Raw genomic sequence first — 22,878 nt, forward strand, 5'->3', positions numbered from 1 at the left:
CCGCCATGCCCATCGCCCCCGTCGATTCCACCCGCCGCCGCCTGTTGGCCGGTGGCCTGCTCAGCGCCGCCGCCTGGCCGCTCGGTGCCCTGGCGGCCGAGCCCTGGCCCAGCCGCCCGGTGCGCTTCATCGTGCCCTTTCCGCCCGGCGGGCCGGTGGACACCACGGCGCGCATCGCCAGCCAGCGGCTGTCGGAGATCTGGAAGACCCCCACCCTCATCGACAACCGCGCCGGTGCCGGCGGCACCGTGGGCGCCACGGTGGCGGCCAAGGAGGCGCCCGACGGCTACAGCCTGTTCGTGGGCGCCATCCACCATTCGGTCAATCCTTCGCTCATGGGCAAGCTGCCCTACGACATCGAGAAGGACTTCGCGCCGGTGAGCTTCGCGGCGGTGTTCCCGGTGTTCGTGGTCGCCAATGCCGCGGTGCCCGCCAACACCATCACCGAGCTGATCGCGCTGGCGAAGAAGCCCGGCAGCCAGCTGAGCTTCGGCTCCTCCGGCAACGGCGGCGGCACGCACTTGGCGGGCGAGCTGTTCAACATGGAGGCCGGCACCAAGCTGCTGCATGTGCCCTACAAGGGCAGCGCGCCGGCCATGAACGACCTGCTGGGCGGGCAGGTGCAGCTGATGTTCAGCGACGCACCGACGGCGCTGCCGCACATCCGCTCCGGCCGCATCAAGGTGCTGGGAGTGGCCAGCCCGCAGCGCTCGGCCATGCTGCCGTCGGTGCCCACGGTGGCCGAGTCCGGCCTGCCGGGCTACGAGGCCTATTCCTGGGCGGCGCTGTTCGCGCCGGCGCGCACGCCGCAGCCGGTGCTGGAGCGCATCAACGCCGACTTCAACACCGCCTTCAACGACCCGGCCGTGCGCCAGCGGCTGCTGGACGCGGGCGCCGAGGCCGACCCCGGCACGCAGGAGGCGCTGCGCCAGCGGCTGCACAACGAGATGGCCAAGTGGGCCAAGGTCATCAAGACGGCCGGCATCACGGTGTCCTGACCCATGTCCAGCACACCCTCTCACACCATGCACGTCGGCGCGGGCGCCCACTACCAGGCAGAGCTGGATGCCGGCCGCTTCTGCCTGCAGCATTGCCCGCAGTGCGGCCGCCATGTCTTCACGCCGCGCGAACTCTGCCCCCACTGCGGCGCCGCCCCGCTGCGCTGGGTGCGGGCGCGCGGCACCGGCCAGGTCCATTCGGCCAGCACGGTCCACCGCAAGGCCGAGGACGGCGGCCCCTACAACGTGTCGCTGATCGACCTCGACGAGGGCGTGCGCATGATGAGCCGCGTGGAAGGCGTCGCGCCCGAGGCCGTTCGCATCGGCCAGCGCGTGAAGGCGCGCGTCGTCCAGCGCGAGGGCCGCGGGCTGGTGCTCTTCCATCCCGAGGAAGGCGGTGCGGCATGACCACGGCCGGACAGATTCCCCGCTCGACGCTGGATGCCGGCGCCGTCAACCGCGGTCTGCGGGGCCGCGTCGCCATCGCCGGTGCCGCCACCTACGGCTGCGGCGAATCGCCGGGCATGGACGACATGACGCTGCTGGTGCGCGCCGCCCATGCGGCGGTGGCCGATGCGGGCCTGACGATGCAGGACATCGACGGCATCGCCACCTGCAGCGTGTCGGCCAGCATGTGGGCCATGCCGGTGGTCGAGCACCTGGGCCTCAACCCCAGCTACGTGGACGGCACCATGCTGGGCGGCAGCAGCTTCATCGCCCACCTGCTGCCGGCCATCCGTGCGCTGGAGGCGGGCCAGTGCAAGGCGGTGCTGGTGTGCTACGGCAGCGCGCAGCGCTCGGCCAGCTTCGGCCGGCGGGAGATGCAGGCCGCGCGGCGCTTCCTCGATCCGCAGCCCTTCGAGTTTCCCTACGAGCCGGTGCTGCCCGTGACCGCCTATGCGCTGGCCGCGGCGCGCCACATGCACGAGTTCGGCACCACGCGCACCCAGCTGGCCGAGGTGGCCGTGGCCGCCCGCGCCTGGGCCCAGCGCAATCCCGAGGCCTTCCGGCGCGACCCGCTCACGGTCGACGACGTGCTCGCAGCCCGCCCCATCGCCAGCCCGCTCGGCGTGCTCGACTGCTGCCTGGTGACCGACGGCGGCGGCGCCCTGGTGCTGGTGCGCGCCGACCGGGCGCGCGACCTGCCGCAGCCGCCGGTGCATGTGCTGGGCACGGCCACCGCGATGTGGCACCGCCAGATCTCGTGCATGCCGGTGCTCACCACCACCGCCGCCGCACAGTCGGGCGCGCAGGCCTTCGCCATGGCGGGCCTGGGCCCGGCCGACATGGACATGGCCCAGCTCTACGACGCCTTCACCATCAACACGCTGCTGTTCCTGGAGGACCTGGGCTTCTGCGCCAAGGGCGAGGGCGGCCCCTTCGTGGAAGGCGGCGCCATCGCCCCGGGCGGGCGGCTGGCCGTCAACACCAACGGCGGCGGACTGTCCTGCGTGCACCCGGGCATGTACGGCATCTTCGCCCTGATCGAGGCCGTGCGGCAGTTGCGCGGCCAAGCCGGCCAGCGCCAGCTGGCGACGCACCGCACCGCCGTGGTCCACGGCAACGGCGGCACGCTGTCCAGCCAATCCACCGCCGTGCTGGGCACGGCCGACGCCCTTTAAGGAAGACCCATGATCCGCGATCCCCAGATCCTCGATGCGCTGCTCGACAGCGTGAACCGCTTCGTGCGCGAGCGCCTCGTGCCGGCCGAAGACGCCGTGGAGCGCACCGACCAGGTGCCCGCCGACATCGTGCAGGACATGCGCGCGCTGGGCCTGTTCGGCCTGTCGATCCCCGAGCAGCATGGCGGCCTCGGCCTCACCATGGAAGAAGAGGCGCGGGTGCTGTTCGCGCTGTGCCAGACCTCGCCCGCCTTCCGCTCGGTGATCGGCACCAACGTGGGCATCGGCTCGCAGGGCATCCTGATCGACGGCACGCCCGAGCAGCAGCGCGACTGGCTGCCCCGGTTGGCCAGCGGCGAGCTGATCGCGTCCTTCGCGCTGACCGAACCCGAGGCCGGCTCGGACGCCGCCTCGCTGCGCACCACGGCCATCCGCGACGGCGACCACTACGTGGTCAACGGCAGCAAGCGCTACATCACCAATGCGCCGCATGCGGGCATGTTCACGCTCATGGCGCGCACCGATCCGCAGGACAAGGGCGCGGGCGGCATCTCGGCCTTCATCGTCGACGCGCGCACGCCGGGCATCCGCTTCGGCAAGCCCGACCGCAAGATGGGCCAGCGCGGCGCCCATACCTGCGACGTGATCTTCGACGACGTGCGGGTGCCGGCCGCCAACCTCATCGGCGGCCGCGAGGGCCAGGGCTTCCGCACCGCGATGAAGGTGCTGGAGAAGGGCCGCATCCACATCGCGGCCGTCGCGGTGGGCCTGGCGCGGCGCATCCTGCGCGACGCGCTGGCCTATGCGATGGACCGCCGCCAGTTCGGCCAGCCGGTGGCCGACTTCCAGCTGGTGCAGGCCATGCTGGCCGACAGCCAGGCCGAGCTGTTCGCCGCCGAATCGATGACGCTGGAGGCCGCGCGCCGCCGCGACGACGGCCGGTCGGTGGCCATCGAGGCCTCGAGCGCCAAGATGTTCGCCACCGAGGCCTGCGGCCGCATCGCGGACCGCGCGGTGCAGATCCTGGGCGGCGCGGGCTACATGGCCGAGTACGGCATCGAACGCTTCTACCGCGACGTGCGGCTGCTTCGCCTGTACGAGGGCACGACGCAGATCCAGCAGATCATCATCGCGCGGGCCATGGCGCGCGACGGGCGCGTGGCCTGAGTCTGCAGGCGGGTGGGGTCAGTCCGGGTCGAGCCGGCCCTGCGCGTCGGCCACCAGCAGCGCCACCAGCTCCTGCGCGAAGGCGGGCAGCGTCTCGCGCCGGCGCATGCAGATCTGCATCTCGCGCACCGACCACGCGTCCGACAGCGGCACGATGCCGATGGCCATGGCCTGCGCATGGCGGCTGGCGGCCGATTCGGGCAGCACGCCCACGCCCACGCCGGAGGCGATCATGCGGCAGGCGGTCTCGAAGTTGCCCACCTGGATGCGTTGCTTGATGGGCTTGTGCAGCTGGTCGCTGGCCTGGCGCAGGAAGGCATGGATGGCGCTGGACTCGTGCAGGCCCACATGGTCGAATGCCAGCGTGTCGGCGAAGTCGATCTGCGCCTCGGCCTGCAGCGCATGGCCTTGCGGCACCACCAGCACCAGCCGGTCGCGGCGGTAGGGCAGCGTCTCCAGGTCCTCGGTGCGCACCAGGCCGGCCACGATGCCGATGTCGGTCTGGCCGTCCATCACCGCGCGCACGATGTCGTGCGACAGGCGCTCGCGCAGGTCGATGTTGACGTCCGGGTTGCACCGCAGGAAGTGCCGCAGCACCGGCGGCAGGAACTCGCTGAGCGAGGTGGTGTTGGCGAACACCCGCACATGGCCCTTGATGCCGCGCACGTACTCCTGCATGTCGCCGCGCAGGTGCTCGATCTGGCCGAGCACGGCGCGCGCATGCGTCACCAGCGCCTGGCCGGGCGGCGTGAGCGTCACGCCCTGGTTGGTGCGGAAGAGCAGCTTGGTACCGATGCCCTCCTCCAGGTTCTTGATGCGGGTGCTGGCCGCGGGCAGCGAGATGAAGGACAGCTCCGCGCCACGCGTCATGCTGTTGGCGTCGGCGATGTGCACCATCAGGCGCAGGTCCACCAGGTCGAAATGCATGGCCATGGGCGGGCATTCTAGGAAGGGGCTTTCGACGCGAAGGCCCTGCCCGCCTCGGTGGAAGCCCGCCTTCCACAAATGAAAAGCGCAGCGCCCGCCGCCGCCCGTAGCATGGGCCGGCGGCCTGCTCTGCGCCGTGGAGACAAGCCTGCGATGACCGTTGCCCCGACGCCTGCCACCGGAGCGCCTGCCGGCGCGCTTTCGCACCTGCGGGTGCTCGATCTCTCGCGCGTGCTGGCCGGGCCCTGGTGCACGCAGAACCTGGCCGACCTGGGCGCCGACGTCATCAAGATCGAGAAGCCCGGTGAAGGCGACGACACCCGCCGCTGGGGCCCGCCCTTCTTCGCGGACGAAAACGGCCAGCCCACCGACCAGGCCTGCTACTTCGCCGCCTGCAACCGCAACAAGCGCTCGGTCACGGTGGACATGGCCACCGCCGAGGGCCAGCAACTGATCCGCGCGCTGGCGGCGCAGAGCGACGTGGTGGTGGAGAACTTCAAGACCGGCGGCCTGGCGCGCTACGGGCTCGACTACGCCAGCCTGTCGGCGCTGAACCCGCGGCTGATCTACTGCTCGGTCACCGGCTTCGGCCACACCGGCCCCTACGCGCCGCGCGCGGGCTACGACCTGCTGGTGCAGGCCATGAGCGGCCTGATGAGCGTGACCGGCCGCCCCGACGACGAGCCCGGCGGCGGCCCGCTGCGGGTGGGCGTGGCGGTGATCGACCTGTTCACCGGCATGTACGCCACCACCGCCATCCTGGGCGCGCTGGAGGCGCGCCACCGCACCGGCCGCGGCCAGCACATCGACATGGCGCTGATGGACGTGGCCATGGCCGTGCTGGCCAACCAGGGTGCAGGCTACCTCAACAGCGGCCAGGTGCCGGGCCGCCTGGGCAACAGCCACCCCAGCGTGGTGCCCTACCAGGACTTTCCGACCGCCGACGGCCGCATGCTGCTGGCCATCGGCAACGACGGGCAGTTCGCGCGCTTCTGCGCCGCCGCCGGCGCCGGCTGGGCGCAGGAGCCGCGCTTCGCCACCAACGCGGCACGCGTGGTGCACCGTGCGGCGCTGATCCCGATGATGGACGCCGTGACGCGCCAGCGCCCGACGGCCGAATGGATCGTGCTGCTGGAGGACAAGGCCGTGCCCTGCGGCGCCATCAACGACATCGGCCAGGCCTTCGACGATGCGCAGGTGCAGGCTCGCGGCCTTGCGGTGACGCAGCGCCGCTATGCCGACGGCGAGCGCCCGGCCGGCGAAAAGGTGGACCGCGTGGTCACGGCCGCCAGCCCGCTGCGCCTGTCGGAGACCCCGCCCACCCTGCGCCATGCGCCACCGGCGCTGGGCCAGCACACCGACGCGGTGCTGGCGGAACGGCTGGGCCTGGGCGCCGACGACATCGCCGGCCTGCGCGCCCGCGGCGTGCTCTGAGCCGCAGGCGCAGGGCCGCTCAGGCGGCCTTGACCTGCGCCTCCAGCGCATCGACGAACAGCGCCGGCACGTCGCAGCCGGTCTGGTCGTGGATTTCCTGGAAGCAGGTCGGACTTGTGACGTTGATCTCGGTGAGCGAGCCGCCGATCACGTCCAGGCCGATCAGCAGCAGTCCGCGCGCGAAGAGCTTGGGGCCGATGGCCTCGGCGATGCGGCGGTCGTCGGCCGACAGCGGCTGGGCCACGCCCTTGCCGCCGGCCGCCAGGTTGCCGCGCACCTCGGTGCCCTGGGGAATGCGCGCCAGGCAATAGGGCACCGGCTGGCCGGCGATCACCAGCACGCGTTTGTCGCCCTGGCTGATCTCGGGCACGAAGCGCTGGACCATGATCGTCTCGGCGCCGCCCTTGTTGAGCGTCTCGATGATGGAGCCGAGGTTCAGCGCATCCTGCTTGACGCGGAAGATGCCCATGCCGCCCATGCCGTCCAGCGGCTTGAGGATGATGTCGCCATGCTCGGCATGGAAGGCGCGCACCGCCGCGTCGCTGCGCGTGACCAGCGTGGGCGCGGTGAATTCCGGGAACTCCATGATCGCCAGCTTTTCCGGATGGTCGCGCAGCGCCCGCGGCTTGTTGACCACGCGCGCGCCCTCGCGCTCGGCCTGCTCCAGCAGGTGGGTGGCGTAGATGTACTCGGCGTCGAAGGGCGGGTCCTTGCGCATGAGCACGGCGTCGAAGTCCTTCAGGGCCACGCGCTCGCGCAGGTCCACGGTGTACCAGTCGTCGGCATCGCCGGTCAGGGTGATGCGCAGCACCTCGGCCTCGACCACGCCGCCGGAGCGCCAGCCCAGGTCCTGCGGCAGGCAGGCGGCGATGCGGTGGCCGCGCCGCTGGGCCTCGCGCATCATCGAGAAGGTGGTGTCCTTGTAGGTCTTGAACAGGTCGAGCGGATCGGCGACGAAGAGGAAGTTCATGATGGCTTGTGCGTGTTGTCGTGGCCGCCCTGGCGGGCGTCCAGCCTGATCTTGCAGGCAGGTGCGATGTCCTTGCCGGCGGCGGTCTTTGACCGGCCGGCCTGCTGCACCAGCAGCGCGGCCGCACCGGCCACCACGCCCCAGAAGGCCGAGCCGATGCCGAAGAGGGTCACGCCCGACAGCGTGACCAAAAAGGTGATGAGCGCCGCCTCGCGATGCGCCTCGTCGCGCAGGGCCGTGGCCAGGCCGCCGCCGATGGTCGACAGCAGCGCCAGTCCGGCGATGGCCGCCACCAGTTCCTTCGGGAAGGCCGTGAGCAGCCCAGCCACCGCGGCGCCGAAGCAGCCGATGAGCACATAGATGAGCCCGCAGCACACGGCGGCGGTGTAGCGCTTGTGCGGATCCTCGTGCGCCTCGCGGCCCATGCAGATGGCGGCGGTGATCGCGCTCAGGTTGAGCGCATAGCCGCCAAACGGCGCCAGCAGCAGCGTGGCCACGCCGGTCAGCGTGATGAGCTTGCTGATCGGCATGTCGTAGCCCGCGGCGCGGATGGCGGCCACGCCCGGCAGGTTCTGCGAGGCCATGGTCACGACGAAGAGCGGCAGCGCCAGGCTGACGGCCGCCTGCCACGTGAACTGCGGCATCGTGAACACCGGCATGGCTAGCGAGAAATGCACCGTGCTCCAGGCCAGCTGGCCGCGCACGGCCGCATAGGCGATGGCCACCGCCAGCGTCAGCGGCACGGCGTAACGCGGCAGCCAGCGCTTGCCCGCCAGGTAGGTCGCCAGCATCAGCAGCACCAGCGGCAGCGCCGTCTGCGCCGCCGTGAAGGCCGAGAGGCCGAAGCGCGCCAGCACGCCCGCCAGCAGGGCCGAGGCGATGGCCATGGGGATGCGGTTCATCACCCGCTCGAACCAGCCGGTGGCGCCGGCCAGCGTGATGAGCGCCGCGCAGACGATGAAGGCGCCCACGGCCTCGCCCATCGAATAGCCCGCGCCGGCGGTGGCCAGCACGGCGGCGCCGGGCGTGCTCCAGGCCACCATCACGGGCTTGCGCAGCCACAGCGACGGGATGGCGGTGGCCAGGCCCATGCCGAGGCCCAGCGCCCACATCCAGGAGGCGATCTGGGCGGAATCGGCACCGAAGGCCTGCGCGGCCTGGAACACGATGGCCACCGAACTGGTGAAGCCCACCAGCACCGCGACGAAGCCGGCGGTGAAGGCGGGCAGGTTGACATCCCGGAAGAAACGCATAGCCGGCGATTGTGCCGGGCGGGCCTGTCGGCCGCCGGGGGCTCGACCGAGGGCGCCGACGCGGGGACACTGACCCAGCCGCACCCCGGGCACGTGGCTTGCACGCGCCCGCCCCTTTCGCCCAAGCCCCCAAAGCATCGATGACGACCACCGCCCAACCCACCACCCCCGCCGAGATCGTGGACGAGTTCCTGCGCCTCGTGATGATTCCCGACCCGGCCTCGGCCTCGCGCTACACCGCGCCCGACATCCGCATCCGCTTCACCGGCAACCGGCCGATGACGGCGCCGGGCGACACCTCGGCCTTCAACGCCAAGCGCTACGCCTGGGTGAAGAAGAAGATCGAGCGCACCGAGACCGTGGCCGGCGGCAGCGAGGACGAGACCGTGGTCTACAGCCTCGGCACGCTCTACGGCGCCTGGCCCGACGGCACGCCCTTCGAAGGCAACCGCTACGTGGACCGCTACGTGGTGCGCCGCGGCCTGATCGTGCAGATGGACGTGTGGAACGACAGCGCCGAATGGCTGCTGGTGCGCGCCGGCCTGGCCACGCTGTGAACCAGCAGCCGATGAGCACGCCGCACGACCCCGCCCGCACCCGCTGGCCCGAGCGCCTGCCGGGGCATGACCGCTTCGACTACCGGCCCATCACCCGCCGCCACGACTACGCCTGGCCCAATGGCGCGCGGCTGGCGGTGTACCTGGGCTTCAACATCGAGCACTTCGCCTTCGGCGACGGCCTGGGCGCCTGCATCGGCCCGGCCTCGCCGCACCCGGATGTGCTCAACCACGGTTGGCGCGAATACGGCAACCGCGTGGGCGCCTGGCGCTGTCTGGAACTCTTCGACCAGCTGGGCCTGCCCACCGGCACGCTGATCAACACCGCCCTGTACGACCACTGCCCCGAACTCGTGCAGGCCTTCGCGGCCCGCGGCGACGAGCTGATCGGCCACGGCCACAGCAACGCCGAGCGCCAGGGCCAGCTGTCGGAGGACGAGGAACGCGCCCTGCTGCAGCGCTGCCGCGACCGCATCGAGCGCGAGAGCGGCCAGGCGCCGGCCGGATGGCTGTCGCCGTGGATCTCCGAGAGCCACCTCACGCCCGACCTGCTGGCCGAGACCGGCTACGGCTACACGCTCAACTGGTGCCACGACGACCAACCGATGCGCATGCGCACCCGCGGCGGCGGGCGGCTGTGGGCGGTGCCCTATCCGCAGGAGTTGAACGACATTCCGATGATCGTGGCGCGCCAGATGGACTCGCGCGCCTTCTGCGACATGGTGGTGGACAACTTCGAGGAGATGCTGATGCAGTCGCAGGCCCAGCCGCTGGTGATGGGGCTGGCGCTGCATCCCTACATCGTGGGCCAGCCGTACCGGCTGCGGCACCTGCGCGAGGTGCTGGGCCACCTGGCCCGGGCACGCGACGAGGGCCGCGTGTGGTTCACCACGCCCGGCGCCATCGCGCGGCACATGGAGGCGGTGGCGGCCGAGGCGCCGGCGGGGGCCTTCGACTGAAGGCCCCACCGCGCGCCCAGGCGGTCACACGACCGAGGCGGCGCCCGCCTCGGTGGGCCGGCTGGCCCGGGGATCGTCCGGCGCGGCGGTGACGATGCTCTTCAGCGGCGGGTCGGCCGGCCGCAACTTCGCGATGTCCGGCCGCGGCCGCGCCAGCGTCGGCGACAGGGCAAAGGCCTGCTCCATGGCCAGCGAGGCCGACAGCAGCGGCAGGTCGCCGCGGAAGGTGCCCGTCACCTGCAGGCCGAAGGGCATGCCGCGCTCGTCCGTCCCGCAGGGCAGGCTGATGGACGGATGCGTGGTGAGCGTGACCACATAGGTCAGCGCCAGCCAGCGGTAGTAGTTCTCCTGCGGGCGGCCGTCCACCTCCGCGGCGTACGGCAGCGTCCACGGGAAGGGCGAGACCGGCGTGGTGGGCGACATGACCAGGTCGTAGCCCTCGAACACCTTCTGGAAGCGGCCGATGATGCGCGTCTGCTCGGTCTGCGCCCAGGCGCTGTCGAGCAGGCTCATGCGCACGCCCATCTCGTAGTTGGCACGCGGATTGGGCCCCAGGCTTTCGGGGTTGCGCTCGTAGGTCTCGCGCATGCCGGCCACGAAGGCCTCGGCGCGCAGCACGTCGAAGCAGCGGTGCACCTCGCCCAGCGCGAACGGCACCTCGTCGCAGGTGGCGAACAGGTGGCGCATGGCGGCCATCTTCTCGCGGAAGGCGCGGCGCACCACCGGGTCGACGTCGCAGCAGCCGAAGTCCTCAGTCCAGGCCACGCGCAGTCGCGACAGGTCGGCCGTGCGCGGCGCCAGGAAGGCCATGGCGTCGAGCGGATGACTGAGCGGATCGCCCGCATGCGGGCCCGCGGTGGCCGCCAGTTGCAGGCAGGCATCGGCCACGCTGCGGCCCATGGGCCCGACCACCGAGATGGGCGACCAGCCCATCGGCTTGCGCACGCTGGGCACCACGCCGGGCGAGGGGCGCAGGCCCACCACGCCGCATTTGGCGGCCGGGATGCGCAGCGAGCCGCCGGTGTCCGAGCCGGTGCACACCGGCAGCATGTCCAGCGCCAGCGCCGCGGCCGAGCCGCCGGAGGAACCGCCGGCATTGAGGTTGGGATCGAAGGGGTTGCCCGTGGCGCCCCACACCGGGTTGCGGCTGTTGGCGCCTGCGCCCATCTCGGGCACGTTGGTCTTGCCGGCCACGATGGCGCCGGCCGCGCGCAGGCGCCGCACCAGCTCGATGTCCTGCGCCGGCACATGGTTGCGCAGGCTGGGCGTACCCGAGGTGGAGAGCAGGCCGGCCGTGGGCTCCAGGTCCTTCACACCCAGCGGCAGGCCGTGCAGCAGGCCCAGGGGCTCGCCGCGCATCACGGCCTGCTCGGCGGCGCGAGCCTCGCCCTGCGCCCGCTCGAAGCAGGTGGCGGTGACGGCATTGACGAAGGGGTTGACCTGCTCGATGCGCGCGATGCACGCCTCCAGCAGTTCGACGGGCGAGAGCTGGCGCGCACCGATCAGGCGGCGCTGCTCGACGGCGGAGAGTTCGACGAGTTCGGCCATCAATCTGCCTTGATGTTGGCGCGTTGCGCGACCGCGCGCATGAGGGGCAGCTCGTTCTCGATCTGCTTCGCGGACGCGGCCTGGCCGGCGAAAGCGGGCTCCGCGCCCTGGGCCGCGAGCGCGGCCTTGGCATCGGGCGAGGCGACGATCTGCGCGATGGCCTTCTCCAGCCGCTCGCGCACCGGCGCGGGCGTGCCCTTGGGCGCGACCAGCATGATCCAGGTGTCGACGTCGATGTCCGGGTAGCCCGCCTCGGCGAAGGTGGGCACGTTCGGCAGCTGCGACGAGCGCTTGGCCGTGGTCACGGCGATGGCCTTGACCTTGCCGCCCTTGAGCTGCGGAATGGCGGCGGTGACGGTGTCCACCGAGAAGGGCACCTGGCCGCCGATCAGGTCGGTCATGGCCGGAGCGCTGCCCTTGTAGGGCACATGCAGCATCTTCGCGCCGACGGCGCCCAGGATGATCTCGCCCGCGAAGTGCGAGGTGGTGCCCGCACCGAAGGAGGCGTACGAATACTTCTCGGGCGAGGCCTTGGCGGCGGCGACGAATTCCTTCACCGTGTTGATCGGCACGTCCTTGTTGGCCAGCAGCACCAGCGGGATGCGCGCCACGATGGCGATGGGGTCGTAGCTCTTGACCGGGTCGTAGGGCAGGTTGCTGCGGATGGCCGGGTTGGCCGTGAAGGTGGAGGGCGAGCCCAGCAGCAGCGTGTAACCGTCCGCGGGCGCCTTCGCGACGTAGCCGGCGGCGATGGCCGTGCCGGCGCCCGGGCGGTTGTCCACCACCACCGGCTGGCCCAGGGCGGTCGAGATCCGCTGGCCCATCAGCCGGCCGATGACGTCGGCGCTGCCGCCGGGCGGGAAGGGGATCACCAGCGTGATCGGACGGCTGGGATAGTCCGGCTGCGCCATGGCAGGAAGCGCGCCGGCGGTGGCGGCCAGCGCGAGCAGGCCGCACACGGCGGCACGGCGGGACACCGAGGCAGGACGGAAAGCGGGGATGGGCGCGAAGGTCATGGCGCAGGCCTTTCGGAAGACGATGGCCGCATGCTAGAAACGCGCCTCCCGTGCAGCAAGCACAAGGCTCTTAAACCTTCATTGCCGATTCGGCAATATTCTGGCACCGCATCCGATGGCTTCTCCCCCGCCCGCGTCCACCCCCGCCGCCAAGCCTGCACGGCGCGATCCCAACCAGCGCGTGCTGCAGGAGGTGGCCCTGCGCTACTTCCTGGAGGTGGCGCGCGCCGGCTCGGTCACCGAGGCCGCGGCCCGACTGGACGTGGCGCCCTCGGCCGTCAGCCGGCAGATCGGCCGGCTGGAGCGCGAGCTGGACACCCTGCTGTTCGAGCGTCGCGCCCGCGGCATGACGCTCAATTCCGCCGGCGAACTGCTGGCCGCCCATGCCCGGCGCGCCTGGCTGGACATCGAGCGCGTGACCGACGACATCCTGGCCCTGCGCGGCCTGCGTCAGGGCGAGGTGCGCATCGTGGCGACCGAGGGCTTCGCCTACGAGTTCCTGCCCGCGGTGGTGGCGGACTTCCAGGCGCGCTGCCCGGGCATCCGCTTCCAGCTGGACATGGCGGTGCAGCGCGAGGTGGCGCGCCGCGTGCGCGAGGGGCTGGTGGACCTGGGCGTGACGGTGAGCCTCAGCTCGGAGAGCGGCCTGCAGGTGGCCTTCCGCCATCCATCGCCGGTGATGGCGGTGGTGGCGCCCGCCCATCCGCTGGCCGATCGCCGGCAGGTGTCGCTGGCGCAGCTGCTGGCCTGGCCGCTGGCGCTGCCGGCCGGCACCTCCACGCTGCGGCAGTTGCTGGACATCAGCAGCAGCCGGCAGGGCCTGGTCCTGCAGCCGGTGATCACCAGCGACCACCTCTATCCGCTGATCCAGTACGCGACCCACACCCAGGCCGTCACCTTCTGCGGCGAGCTGGCGCTGCGCCAGCAGCTGCACAACCGTGCCGTGGTGGCCATCCCGCTGCGCGACCGCGAGATGAACGAGCGCCACTTCGAGGTGCAGACCATGGCCGGCCGTCATCTGCCGGATGCGGCGCGGGCCTTCATCGACCACCTGCGCAAAACATTGGAGTGACACTCCCCATGCCGCTTCGCGGCTCCGGGCGGCCGCCAGAGGCGGCTGCTCTTCGGGCACGTCCAAGCCTGCATTGGCAGGCTCGGAGCCGCGGACCTCAGCCCCTCTCTGGCGCCTTCGGCTTGGAGGGTGGGCGCACCCAGAGGCCCGGCAAAGCCGGTTCCTCGGGTGCCCTGGCGGACAGTTCCGCCCCACGCGGCCACTCGGGCTCGGAGCGTGAACGCATTGCCCAATCGGCAATACGATCTTGCGAAGCACACATTGGTCGGCAATGCAGCCGGCGGAATAATCGCCTTCGGCGCTGGATGGCGCCGCTTCCCCACCTTCAGGGCCGGCGCTCGGCGCCGGCACCCCTCATGACTCAGACCTCCGCCCTGCCCTTCTCCAAGGTCCGCACCGTCGGCCCGCTCGTCTTCCTTTCCGGTGAACTGGGCATCGCCGCCGATGGCTCGGTGCCGGCCGGCATCGAGGCCCAGACCCGCCTGTGCCTGGAGCGCATCGCGGCCACGCTCGCCGGCCAGGGCCTGGCGTTGTCGGACGTGGTCAGCGTGACGGCCTACCTCGTCGATGCAGCCGACTTCGCCGCCTTCAACGGCATCTATGCCGCCGCCTTCGCCGAGCCGCGGCCGGTGCGCACCACCGTGCGCACGGACCTGATGCTGCCGGGCGCGCTGGTGGAACTGACCGTCATCGCCCAGCAGAAGGCCTGACGCCCATGGGCCGCGAGATCCTCGTGCTCGGCGCCGGCATGGTCGGCACCTGCACCGCCCTCCATCTGGCGATGCGCGGCCATTCGGTGGCCCTGGTCGACCGCGGCCTGCCGGGGCGCGAGACCTCGTACGGCAACGCCGGCATCATCCAGCGCGAGGCCGTGTCGCCCTATGCCTTTCCGCGCAGCCTGGCCAAGCTGGCCGGCGTGGCGCTCAAGCGCGGGGCCGACGTCAACTGGCATCTTGGCGCACTGCCGGCGGTGGCAGCCGGGCTGTCGCGCTACTGGCGCAACTCGGCGCCCGAGCGCTATGCGCCCATCGCCGCGGCCTATGCGCGCCTGATCGAACATTCGACGAGCGAGCATGCCCCGCTGATCGCAGCCGCCGGCGCCGACGACCTGGTGCAGCGCGACGGCTACCTGCACGTGTTCCGCGACGCTGCCAGCTTTGCGCAGGCGCGCCGCGATGCCGAGGCCACCGCGGCCCGGCACGGCCTGCGGGTGCGCGCCCTCGACGGCGCCGCCCTGGGCGCCGAAGAACCCGCCCTCACGCAGCCCCTGCCCGGCGCGCTGCATTGGCAGGACCCGTGGTGCGTGAGCGACCCGGGCGAGCTGGTGGCCCGCTATGCCGCGCATTTCCAGCAGCTCGGCGGCGTGCTGGTGCAGGGCGACGCCGCCACGCTGACGGCGACCGCCCAGGGCTGGCGCGTGCAGACCACGCGCGGGCCGGTGGAGGCGCAGGACGCCGTGGTCGCCCTGGGCCCCTGGGCCGACCGGCTGCTCAAGCCCCTGGGCTACCGGCTGCCGCTCTTCGTCAAGCGCGGCTACCACCGGCACTACACCGGTGGCCCCACACTGCGCCGACCGGTGTACGACCTGGACCGCGGCCTGGTGATCGCGCCGATGCGGCGCGGCGCCCGCATCACGACCGGCGCCGAATTCGCCCGCCAGGATGCCGCGCCCACGCCCTGGCAGCTCACGCGCGCCGAGACCTATGCCCGCGAACTGCTCGACCTGCCGCATCCGGTGGAAGGCGAGCCCTGGCTGGGCGCCCGGCCCTGCACCGCCGACATGCTGCCGGTGATCGGGGCCGCCCCGCGTCACCGCGGCCTGTGGTTCAACTTCGGCCATGCGCACCAGGGCTTCACGCTGGGCCCGGCCAGCGGCCGGCTGCTGGCGGAACTCATCGAGGGCGGGCCGACGATGGTGGATGCGGCGCCCTACTCGGCGCGGCGTTTCGGCTGAACGTCGGGCGGGCTGGGCGGCAGGATGCCGCCCGATCAGCCGCGCATCAGCGCTTCGATCTCGTCGCCGTCCACCGGCACGCCGCGCGTGATCAGCTCGCAGCCCGTGGCGGTGACGATGGCGTCGTCCTCGATGCGGATGCCGATGTTGTGGAACTGCGCGGGCACGTCGTCGCCAGCGCGCACGTAGATGCCCGGCTCGATGGTCAGCACCATGCCGGGCTGGAGGATGCGGCTGGGGCGGTTCTTGATCACCTCGCCCGAGAGCGGGTCGCGCCGCTCGCTGATCTCGCCCACCTGCGTGGGCTCCACGTAGCTGCCGCAGTCGTGCACGTCCATGCCCAGCCAGTGGCCGGTGCGGTGCATGTAGTAACGGAAGTAGGCGCGCTGCTCGATCACATCGTCCACGCTGCCCACCTTGTTGGCGTCGAGCAGGCCCAGGTCGAGCATGCCCTGCGACAGCACGCGCACCGTGGCCTCGTGCGGATCGTTGAAGCGGTTGCCGGCCTTGGTGGCGGCCACGGCCGCTTCCTGGCTGGCGAGCACCAGGTCGTACAGCGCGCGCTGCGGGCCGGTGAAACTGCCGTCGGCCGGGAAGGTGCGGGTGATGTCGCTGGCGTAGCTGTCGAGCTCGCAGCCGGCATCGATCAGCACCAGCTCGCCGGCGCGCACGGGCGCCACGTCGGCGCGGTAGTGCAGCACGCAGGCATTGGCGCCGGCCGCCACGATGGAGCCGTAGGCCGGGAACTGGGAGCCGCCCAGGCGGAATTCGTGCAGCAGCTCGGCGTCGAGGTGGTACTCGCGCACGTCGCGGCCCTCGCGCAACATGCGGGCGCTCAGCTGCATGGCACGGATGTGGGCGCGGGCGCTGATGTCGGCGGCCCGGCGCATCACGTCCTGCTCATGCGCGTCCTTGACCAGGCGCATCTCGTCCAGCGGGCCGCACAGGTCGCGCTGCTGCTCGGGGCACAGGGCGCCGAAGCGCACGCGGGCGCGCACCTTCTGCAGCCAGCCGTCGACGCGCCCTTCCAGGCCGGGATGGGTGGCGAAGGGGTACCAGACGGTGGCGCGGTTCTCGAGCAGCTTCGGCAGGCGGCTGTCGAGTTCGGCAACCGAGAAGGCTTCATCGACGCCCAGGCGCTCGGGCGCAGCCTCGGGGCCGAGGCGGTAACCGTCCCAGATCTCGCGCTCCAGGTCCTTGGGCTGGCAGAACAGCGTGCTGCGGCCCGCGGCGTCGACCACCAGCCAGGCGTTGGGCTCGGTGAAGCCGGTCAGGTAATGGAAGTAGCTGTCGTGCCGGTAGGGGAAGTCGCTGTCGCGGTTGCGCTGGCGCTCGGGCGCGGTGGGGATGAGGGCGATGCCGTCGGCACCGAGCTGGGCGGCAAGGCGGGCCCGGCGCCCGGCGTAGAGGGAGGGACTGGCGTTCATGGCGACGAGTTGAGTTGGGCGAGGCGCTCGGGGGTGCCGACGTCGGTCCAGCGGCCGGTGTGCAGCTGGGCACTGACGCGGCCATTGTCCATGGCGCGCCGAAGCAGCGGCGCCAGCGCGGCCTTCACGCCCGCCGGGTTGCCGGGCGGGATGTCGCAGTACGGCGGCGCGAAGAGTTCGCGCCGGTACAGGCCGATGGTGGAGAAGGTGTAGCGCGGCACCGGGTCGTCGGCCGGCAGGTTCAGCGCGGAGCCGTTCTGGCCGATGCCGAAGTCGCCGCGCGGGTTGTGCGGCGGATTGGGCACCAGCCACAGGTGGGCCAGCCGGCCGCTCTCGGCGAAGGACTGCACCTGGGCCTGCGTGAAATGGAAGTCGGGCGCGTACACATCGCCGGCCAGGCACCAGAAGAGCTCGGCGTCCAGCAGCGGCAGGGCGCGGGCGATGCCGCCGGCCGTCTCCAGCGCCGCGCCGAAATCACGGCCTTCGTGCGAATAGGCGATCTGCGAGCCCAGGCCCCCGGCCCATTGCGGCGCGGTGCCGAAACGCTGTTCGATCTGCTCGCCCAGCCAGGCCGTGTTGACCACCAGCCGGGTGAAGCCGCCGCGCGCGAGCGCCTCCATGGGCCATTGCATCAGCGGCTTGCCCCGGACATCGAGCAGCGGCTTGGGCTGCCGGTCCGTCAGCGGGCGCATGCGCTCGCCGCGGCCCGCGGCGAGGACCATGGCCGGCGTCACCGTCACACCAGGTGGCGGGACACGCTGCCTCGGTGCAGGACGTTGCGTTCGACGTGCCGCGGCGAGAACAGGACGATCAGCGCCTCCTGCAAAGCCTTCGCGGCGTCGGAATGGTCGCCGCCGAAGTTGCAGACGTACACATCGAGCGTCACGCTGCCTTGCTCGGGCCAGGTGTGGATGCACACATGGGATTCCGCGAGCAGCAGCGCCGCCGTGACGCCGCCGCGCCCGGCAGGGGTGGAGGGAAAGTGATGAGCCAGCTGCCCCACCGCCTTCAATTTGGCGACGGCAACGGCGCGCGTCAGACACTCGAGGAGGATGGTGCCGTCCGTCAGCCAGAAGTCATCGCACTGGCAATCGTGAAGGTCGGCAGTAAGGTGCAGGCCGTGCATGCGTGGACTCTAGCAGTCCCGTGCGGGGCACGGGGAGGGTGTACGACTGATTTATTCGCAAATTGGACACGATTGTGTCCTGCCTTGTACCAAGGCTGACAGCGCTTGACCTGTGTGAAGCGTCCCGGCGAGGGGCCCGGGCGCCCCTCGCTAAAATCGCGGGTTCTCCCCTCCTACACCTCCCCGAAAGCCTTTTCTCATGGCCAACCAAGCCCTGATGGCCAACGCGATCCGCGCGTTGGCGATGGACGCCGTCCAGCAAGCCAACTCCGGGCACCCCGGCGCCCCGATGGGCATGGCCGACATGGCGGCGGCGCTCTGGGGCGAGCACCTCAAGCACAACCCGGCCAATCCGCACTGGGCCGACCGCGACCGCTTCGTGCTCTCCAACGGCCATGCCTCGATGCTGATCTATGCCCTGCTGCACCTGACGGGCTACGACCTCCCCATCGAGGAACTGAAGAACTTCCGCCAACTGCACAGCCGCACCGCCGGCCACCCCGAGGTGGGCATCACCCCCGGCGTGGAAACCACGACCGGCCCGCTGGGCCAGGGCATCACCAATGCCGTGGGCTTCGCGCTGGCCGAGAAGCTGCTGGCCGCCGAATTCAACCGCGACGGCCATGCCATCGTCGACCACCACACCTACGTCTTTCTGGGCGACGGCTGCCTGATGGAAGGCATCAGCCACGAGGCCGTCGCCCTGGCCGGCGCCTGGAAGCTCGGCAAGCTGATCGCCCTGTACGACGACAACGGCATCAGCATCGATGGCAAGGTCGCGCCCTGGTTCATCGACGACACGCCCAAGCGCTTCGAGGCCTGCGGCTGGAACGTCATCGGCCCGGTGGACGGCCATGACGCGGCCGCCGTCTCCGCCGCCGTCGCCCAGGCCAAGATGGGCGACGGCAGCAAGCCCACGCTGGTGGTCTGCAAGACGCAGATCGGCAAGGGCAGCCCCAACCGCGCCGGCACCGCCAAGGCCCACGGCGAGCCGCTGGGCGCCGACGAGATCGGCCTGACCCGCTCGGCCCTGGGCTGGGAGCACGCCCCCTTCGAGCTGCCCGAGGCCGTCTACCAGGACTGGGACGCCAAGGCCAAGGGTGCGGCCGCCGAAGCCGCCTGGAACGAGAAGTTCGCCGCCTACACGCAGGCCTTCCCCGACCTGGCCGCCGCCTTCGAGCGCCGCATGAAGGGCGAACTGCCCGCCGCCTTCGACCAGGTGGTGGTCGACGCCGTGCTGGCCGCCCACACCAAGGCCGAAACCGTGGCCAGCCGCAAGGCCAGCCAGCTGGCGCTGGAGACGCTGACGGTGCAGCTGCCCGAACTGCTCGGCGGCAGCGCCGACCTCACGGGCTCCAACCTGACCAAGACCGCCGCCACGCCTGACCTGCGCTTCGCCGCCGACGGCGCCGTGGTGCGCACCGAAGACGGCCGCATCGGCCGCCACATCAACTACGGCGTGCGCGAATTCGGCATGGCCGCCATCATGAACGGCGTGGCGCTGCACGGCGGCTACATCCCCTACGGCGGCACCTTCCTGACCTTCAGCGACTACAGCCGCAACGCCATCCGCATGGCGGCGCTGATGAAGCAGCGGGTGATCCATGTCTTCACGCACGACTCCATCGGCCTGGGCGAGGACGGCCCCACGCACCAGTCGATCGAGCATGCGGCCAGCCTGCGCCTGATCCCCAACCTGGACGTCTGGCGCCCCGGCGACACCACCGAGACCGTGGTGGCCTGGGCCTGCGCCCTGCGCAACAAGGCGCAGCCCACCGCGCTGCTGCTGTCGCGCCAGAACCTGAACTACGCACCCAAGGACGAGCTGGCCGACATCAGCCGCGGCGCCTACGTGCTGGCCGAGCCCTCGCGCGTGGGCCTCAAGAAGAAGGCCAAGGCGGTGATCATCGCCACCGGCTCCGAGGTGCAACTGGCGCTCAAGGCGCAGGAGCTGCTGGCCAGCCGCAAGATTGCCGTGCGCGTGGTCTCCATGCCCAGCACCACCACCTTCGACCGCCAGGACGTCAAGTACAAGAAGTCCGTGCTGCCCAAGGGCCTGCCGCGCATCGCCGTGGAGATGGGCAGCACCGGCGGCTGGTGGAAATACGGCGTCGACGCCGTCGTGGGCATCGACACCTACGGCGAATCGGCGCCGGCCGGCGTGCTGTTCAAGCACTTCGGCTTCACGCCCGAGAACGTGGCGGCGACGGTCGAGGCCGTCCTTGCCGACTGAGTTGGTTTTTCCATAACTTCCTGGAGCATTCGCATGACCATCAAACTGGGTATCAACGGCTTCGGCCGCATCGGCCGCAACGTGCTGCGCGCCGCGGTTCAGAACTTCCCCGACATCGAAGTCGTGGGCATCAACGACCTGCTGGAGCCCGACTACCTGGCCTACATGCTCCAGTACGACTCGGTGCACGGCCGCTTCAAGGGCGACATCGCCGTCGAGGGCAACACGCTGATCGTCAATGGCAAGAAGATCCGCCTGACGCAGGAGCGCGACCCCGCCGCCCTGAAGTGGGACGAAGTCGGCGCCACCGTGGTGCTCGAATCCACCGGCCTTTTCCTCACCAAGGAAACCGCGGGCAAGCACCTGGCCGCCGGCGCCAAGAAGGTGATCATGTCGGCCCCGTCCAAGGACGACACGCCCATGTTCGTGTACGGCGTCAACAGCAGCGGCTACGCCGGCCAGGACATCGTCTCCAACGCCTCGTGCACCACCAACTGCCTGGCCCCGCTGGCCAAGGTGCTGCACGACAAGTGGGGCATCAAGCGCGGTCTGATGACCACCGTGCACGCCGCCACCGCCACGCAGAAGACCGTCGACGGCCCGTCCAACAAGGACTGGCGCGGTGGCCGCGGCATCCTGGAAAACATCATCCCCAGCTCCACCGGCGCCGCCAAGGCCGTGGGCGTGGTGCTGCCCGAGCTCAAGGGCAAGCTCACCGGCATGAGCTTCCGCGTTCCCACCTCCGACGTGTCGGTGGTCGACCTGACCGTCGAGCTGTCGAAGGAAGCCAGCTACAAGGACATCTGCGCCGAGATGAAGGCCCAGAGCGAAGGCGCCCTGAAGGGCGTGCTGGGCTACACCGAGGACAAGGTGGTGGCCACCGACTTCCGCGGCGATGCCCGCACGTCGATCTTCGACGCCGAGGCCGGCATCGCGCTGGACGGCACTTTCGTCAAGCTGGTGAGCTGGTACGACAACGAATGGGGCTACTCCAACAAGTGCCTGGAGATGACCCGCGTCGTCGCCAAGTAAGCAGCGCCGCACGGGCTGCCCCCGCGGCCCTGGACTGCGATGAAGAGCGCGCCCCCGTGGCGCGCTTTTCTTTTGGCGGTCCGCCGTTATGCCCGCGGGCCCGCGCTCGCAATCCGACGCGCCACGTCGATGGTCCCGCGGTCGTGCAGCCACGGGCCGATCACCTGCACACCCAGCGGCAGCCCGCCCGCCCCCGCCATGACCGGCACGGCCGTGGCGGGCAGGCTGGCCAGCGAGGCGAGGCTGGCCCAGGCGGCCTGGGCCTCGTAAGGGGTGTCCTCGCCATCGATGCGCAGGGTGCGCCGCCCCCAGTCCGGATCGTCCTGGTGCGCGAAGGCGGCGCAGCCGAAGGCCGGCATCACGAGGGCATCGACCCGCTCCAGCAGCGCAAAGCACTGCGCCCGCAGCCGGCCGCGGTCGGCCACCAGGCGGATCCATTCGTGCGCGTTCAGGTCGCACTCGGCGCCGGGCTCGAAGGCGCCGAGCACCGTCATCACCCACTGCTGGTAGGCCCGGTGCAGCACCGCCAGGTCGGGCAGGGCGCCGGTCGGCAGTTCGTCCGGGCGGACGATCCGGGCGCCCTGTGCCTGCAGGCGCCGCGCCGCCTCGGCCACCGCGCCGCGCACCTCGGCGTCGGCCGGCGCGAGCGGATGGGCGTCCAGCACCAGCACCTGCCAGCGCGCCGGGTCGGGTTGCCGCGGCGGCGGCAGTTGCAGCTGCCAGGCCTGGGCCATGGGCATCTCCGGGCCGGCGAGCACGTCCAGCGCCAGGCTCAGGTCGTCGGCATTGCGCGCCAGCGGGCCGATGACCGTCGGCAGGTCCGGCGGTGGGCCGAGCGTTTCGGGCGTGCCGGGAAAGGCCTGGCCGCGCATCGGCAGGATGCCGGTGCTGGGCTTATGCGCCCACACGCCGCAGAAATGCGCGGGCACGCGCAGCGAGCCCATCAGGTCCGAACCCAGTTCCAGCGCCACCAGGCCCGCCGCCAGCGCGGCCGCGCCGCCGCCCGAGGAGCCGCCCGGCGTGCGCGAGGCGTCCAGCGGATGCACCGTGCGGCCGTGGATCGGGTTGGCCGTCTGCCAGTCGGCCAGCGCCACGGGCACATTGGTCTTGCCCAGGATGACGGCGCCCGCGGCCTTGAGCCGCTGCACCGCCGCCGCATCGGTCGCCGGGCGGAAGTCGCGGAAGGGCGGCAGGCCCCAGCTGGTGGGCAGGCCGGCGATGTTGAAGGATTCCTTCACCGTCATCGGCACGCCCAGCAGCGCTGGCCGCTCGCCCTGCGCGCGCCGGGCGTCGGCGGCCCGGGCCTGGTCTCGCGCGCGATCGAAGTCGCGCAGCACGACGGCATTCAAGGCACCGTCCTTCGCCTCGATGGCGGCGATGGCGGCGTCGCAGAGTTCGAGCGCCGTGGCCTCGCCCGCGGCGACGGCGCGGGCGCAGGCGGTGGCGCCCTGGTGGATCAGCGTGGCGAAGTCGGTCGGCGAAGACATGGCGGAAGAGGACGGCGGCCGCAGGTGCGGCGAGGGACCGTGGGGTGGCGGGGACCCGGCCATTCTGGCGCGCCGTACGCCGGCCGGGGATGTCGG

At 71.4% G+C, this 22,878-nt stretch carries 21 protein-coding genes; 12 read left to right on the plus strand and 9 right to left on the minus strand.

Features of this window, described 5'->3' with window-relative positions; all coding sequences use genetic code 11:
* Positions 1–5 precede the first annotated feature (5 nt).
* Genes ABIC63_RS24415 through ABIC63_RS24430 form a run of 4 tightly spaced genes read left to right on the plus strand, consistent with a single transcriptional unit; the run spans position 6 to position 3,787 of the window.
* Positions 6–998, plus strand: coding sequence for a Bug family tripartite tricarboxylate transporter substrate binding protein (locus ABIC63_RS24415; RefSeq protein WP_354321696.1), 993 nt, complete (start codon positions 6–8; stop codon positions 996–998).
* Positions 999–1,025: 27 nt separating this feature from the next.
* Entirely contained in the window at positions 1,026–1,406 is a 381-nt protein-coding gene (locus ABIC63_RS24420) for a Zn-ribbon domain-containing OB-fold protein (RefSeq protein ID WP_354321722.1), read from the plus strand.
* Positions 1,403–2,620: a thiolase family protein gene (locus ABIC63_RS24425; RefSeq protein ID WP_354321697.1), complete on the plus strand. Its 1,218-nt coding sequence runs from the start codon at positions 1,403–1,405 to the stop codon at positions 2,618–2,620. Before ABIC63_RS24420 ends, ABIC63_RS24425 begins: the two co-directional genes overlap by 4 nt.
* Before the next feature lie 9 nt (positions 2,621–2,629).
* Complete coding sequence (locus tag ABIC63_RS24430) at positions 2,630–3,787, plus strand: acyl-CoA dehydrogenase family protein (RefSeq protein WP_354321698.1); 1,158 nt, start codon at positions 2,630–2,632, stop codon at positions 3,785–3,787.
* An 18-nt stretch (positions 3,788–3,805) separates the two neighbouring features.
* Here ABIC63_RS24430 and ABIC63_RS24435 read toward each other — a convergent pair whose 3' ends face one another.
* Positions 3,806–4,720, minus strand: a complete 915-nt coding sequence (locus ABIC63_RS24435) for a LysR family transcriptional regulator (protein WP_354321699.1) — start codon at positions 4,718–4,720, stop codon at positions 3,806–3,808.
* A 147-nt stretch (positions 4,721–4,867) separates the two neighbouring features.
* Here ABIC63_RS24435 and ABIC63_RS24440 point away from each other — a divergent pair, with 147 nt between their 5' ends.
* Entirely contained in the window at positions 4,868–6,148 is a 1,281-nt protein-coding gene (locus tag ABIC63_RS24440) for a CaiB/BaiF CoA transferase family protein (protein WP_354321700.1), read from the plus strand.
* A gap of 19 nt (positions 6,149–6,167) precedes the next feature.
* Here ABIC63_RS24440 and gshB read toward each other — a convergent pair whose 3' ends face one another.
* Positions 6,168–7,118 carry a glutathione synthase gene (gene gshB / locus ABIC63_RS24445; RefSeq protein WP_294377839.1) on the minus strand — a complete coding sequence of 317 codons (951 nt, stop codon included), beginning with the start codon at positions 7,116–7,118 and terminating at the stop codon, positions 6,168–6,170.
* Positions 7,115–8,371: a benzoate/H(+) symporter BenE family transporter gene (locus ABIC63_RS24450; RefSeq protein ID WP_354321701.1), complete on the minus strand. Its 1,257-nt coding sequence runs from the start codon at positions 8,369–8,371 to the stop codon at positions 7,115–7,117. Before ABIC63_RS24450 ends, gshB begins: the two co-directional genes overlap by 4 nt.
* 140 nt (positions 8,372–8,511) lie before the next feature.
* Here ABIC63_RS24450 and ABIC63_RS24455 point away from each other — a divergent pair, with 140 nt between their 5' ends.
* Together ABIC63_RS24455 and ABIC63_RS24460 are read left to right on the plus strand one after the other, a co-directional pair.
* Entirely contained in the window at positions 8,512–8,928 is a 417-nt protein-coding gene (locus ABIC63_RS24455) for a nuclear transport factor 2 family protein (protein WP_114801576.1), read from the plus strand.
* Between the two features lie 11 nt (positions 8,929–8,939).
* The gene (locus ABIC63_RS24460; RefSeq protein WP_354321702.1) at positions 8,940–9,887 is read left to right on the plus strand and encodes a polysaccharide deacetylase family protein; all 948 of its coding nucleotides are present in this window, start codon (positions 8,940–8,942) and stop codon (positions 9,885–9,887) included.
* Between the two features lie 24 nt (positions 9,888–9,911).
* On the opposite strand, the gene ABIC63_RS24465 is transcribed toward ABIC63_RS24460, so the two are convergent.
* Together ABIC63_RS24465 and ABIC63_RS24470 are read right to left on the minus strand one after the other, a co-directional pair.
* Positions 9,912–11,435: an amidase gene (locus tag ABIC63_RS24465; protein WP_294377827.1), complete on the minus strand. Its 1,524-nt coding sequence runs from the start codon at positions 11,433–11,435 to the stop codon at positions 9,912–9,914.
* A complete protein-coding gene (locus tag ABIC63_RS24470; RefSeq protein ID WP_502935910.1) occupies positions 11,435–12,451 on the minus strand; it encodes a Bug family tripartite tricarboxylate transporter substrate binding protein in 1,017 nt (338 codons plus the stop codon). Before ABIC63_RS24470 ends, ABIC63_RS24465 begins: the two co-directional genes overlap by 1 nt.
* 115 nt (positions 12,452–12,566) lie before the next feature.
* Here ABIC63_RS24470 and ABIC63_RS24475 point away from each other — a divergent pair, with 115 nt between their 5' ends.
* From ABIC63_RS24475 to ABIC63_RS24485, 3 genes are all read left to right on the plus strand, one after another.
* A complete protein-coding gene (locus ABIC63_RS24475) occupies positions 12,567–13,523 on the plus strand; it encodes a LysR family transcriptional regulator (protein WP_354321703.1) in 957 nt (318 codons plus the stop codon).
* Positions 13,524–13,879: 356 nt separating this feature from the next.
* Complete coding sequence (locus ABIC63_RS24480; protein ID WP_354321704.1) at positions 13,880–14,233, plus strand: RidA family protein; 354 nt, start codon at positions 13,880–13,882, stop codon at positions 14,231–14,233.
* Positions 14,234–14,238: 5 nt separating this feature from the next.
* Entirely contained in the window at positions 14,239–15,477 is a 1,239-nt protein-coding gene (locus ABIC63_RS24485) for an NAD(P)/FAD-dependent oxidoreductase (RefSeq protein ID WP_354321705.1), read from the plus strand.
* A gap of 35 nt (positions 15,478–15,512) precedes the next feature.
* On the opposite strand, the gene ABIC63_RS24490 is transcribed toward ABIC63_RS24485, so the two are convergent.
* From ABIC63_RS24490 to speD, 3 genes are read right to left on the minus strand one after another with little or no spacing between them, the layout of a single operon-like run.
* Complete coding sequence (locus tag ABIC63_RS24490; RefSeq protein WP_354321706.1) at positions 15,513–16,904, minus strand: aminopeptidase P N-terminal domain-containing protein; 1,392 nt, start codon at positions 16,902–16,904, stop codon at positions 15,513–15,515.
* Positions 16,901–17,626 carry a nucleotidyltransferase family protein gene (locus ABIC63_RS24495; protein ID WP_354321707.1) on the minus strand — a complete coding sequence of 242 codons (726 nt, stop codon included), beginning with the start codon at positions 17,624–17,626 and terminating at the stop codon, positions 16,901–16,903. The genes ABIC63_RS24490 and ABIC63_RS24495 overlap by 4 nt, the downstream gene beginning before the upstream one ends.
* 14 nt (positions 17,627–17,640) lie before the next feature.
* On the minus strand, positions 17,641–18,030 hold the full coding sequence (gene speD, locus ABIC63_RS24500; protein WP_017759350.1) for an adenosylmethionine decarboxylase: 390 nt from the start codon (positions 18,028–18,030) through the stop codon (positions 17,641–17,643).
* A gap of 199 nt (positions 18,031–18,229) precedes the next feature.
* Here speD and tkt point away from each other — a divergent pair, with 199 nt between their 5' ends.
* Positions 18,230–20,263: a transketolase gene (gene tkt, locus ABIC63_RS24505; RefSeq protein WP_354321708.1), complete on the plus strand. Its 2,034-nt coding sequence runs from the start codon at positions 18,230–18,232 to the stop codon at positions 20,261–20,263.
* Between the two features lie 33 nt (positions 20,264–20,296).
* Positions 20,297–21,295, plus strand: coding sequence for a type I glyceraldehyde-3-phosphate dehydrogenase (gene gap / locus ABIC63_RS24510; RefSeq protein WP_354321709.1), 999 nt, complete (start codon positions 20,297–20,299; stop codon positions 21,293–21,295).
* A gap of 86 nt (positions 21,296–21,381) precedes the next feature.
* Here gap and ABIC63_RS24515 read toward each other — a convergent pair whose 3' ends face one another.
* On the minus strand, positions 21,382–22,782 hold the full coding sequence (locus ABIC63_RS24515; protein WP_354321710.1) for an amidase family protein: 1,401 nt from the start codon (positions 22,780–22,782) through the stop codon (positions 21,382–21,384).
* Between the last annotated feature and the right edge of the window lie 96 nt (positions 22,783–22,878).

The sequence above is a fragment of the Pseudacidovorax sp. 1753 genome (genome assembly GCF_040544975.1).
Lineage (GTDB): Bacteria > Pseudomonadota > Gammaproteobacteria > Burkholderiales > Burkholderiaceae_C > Xenophilus.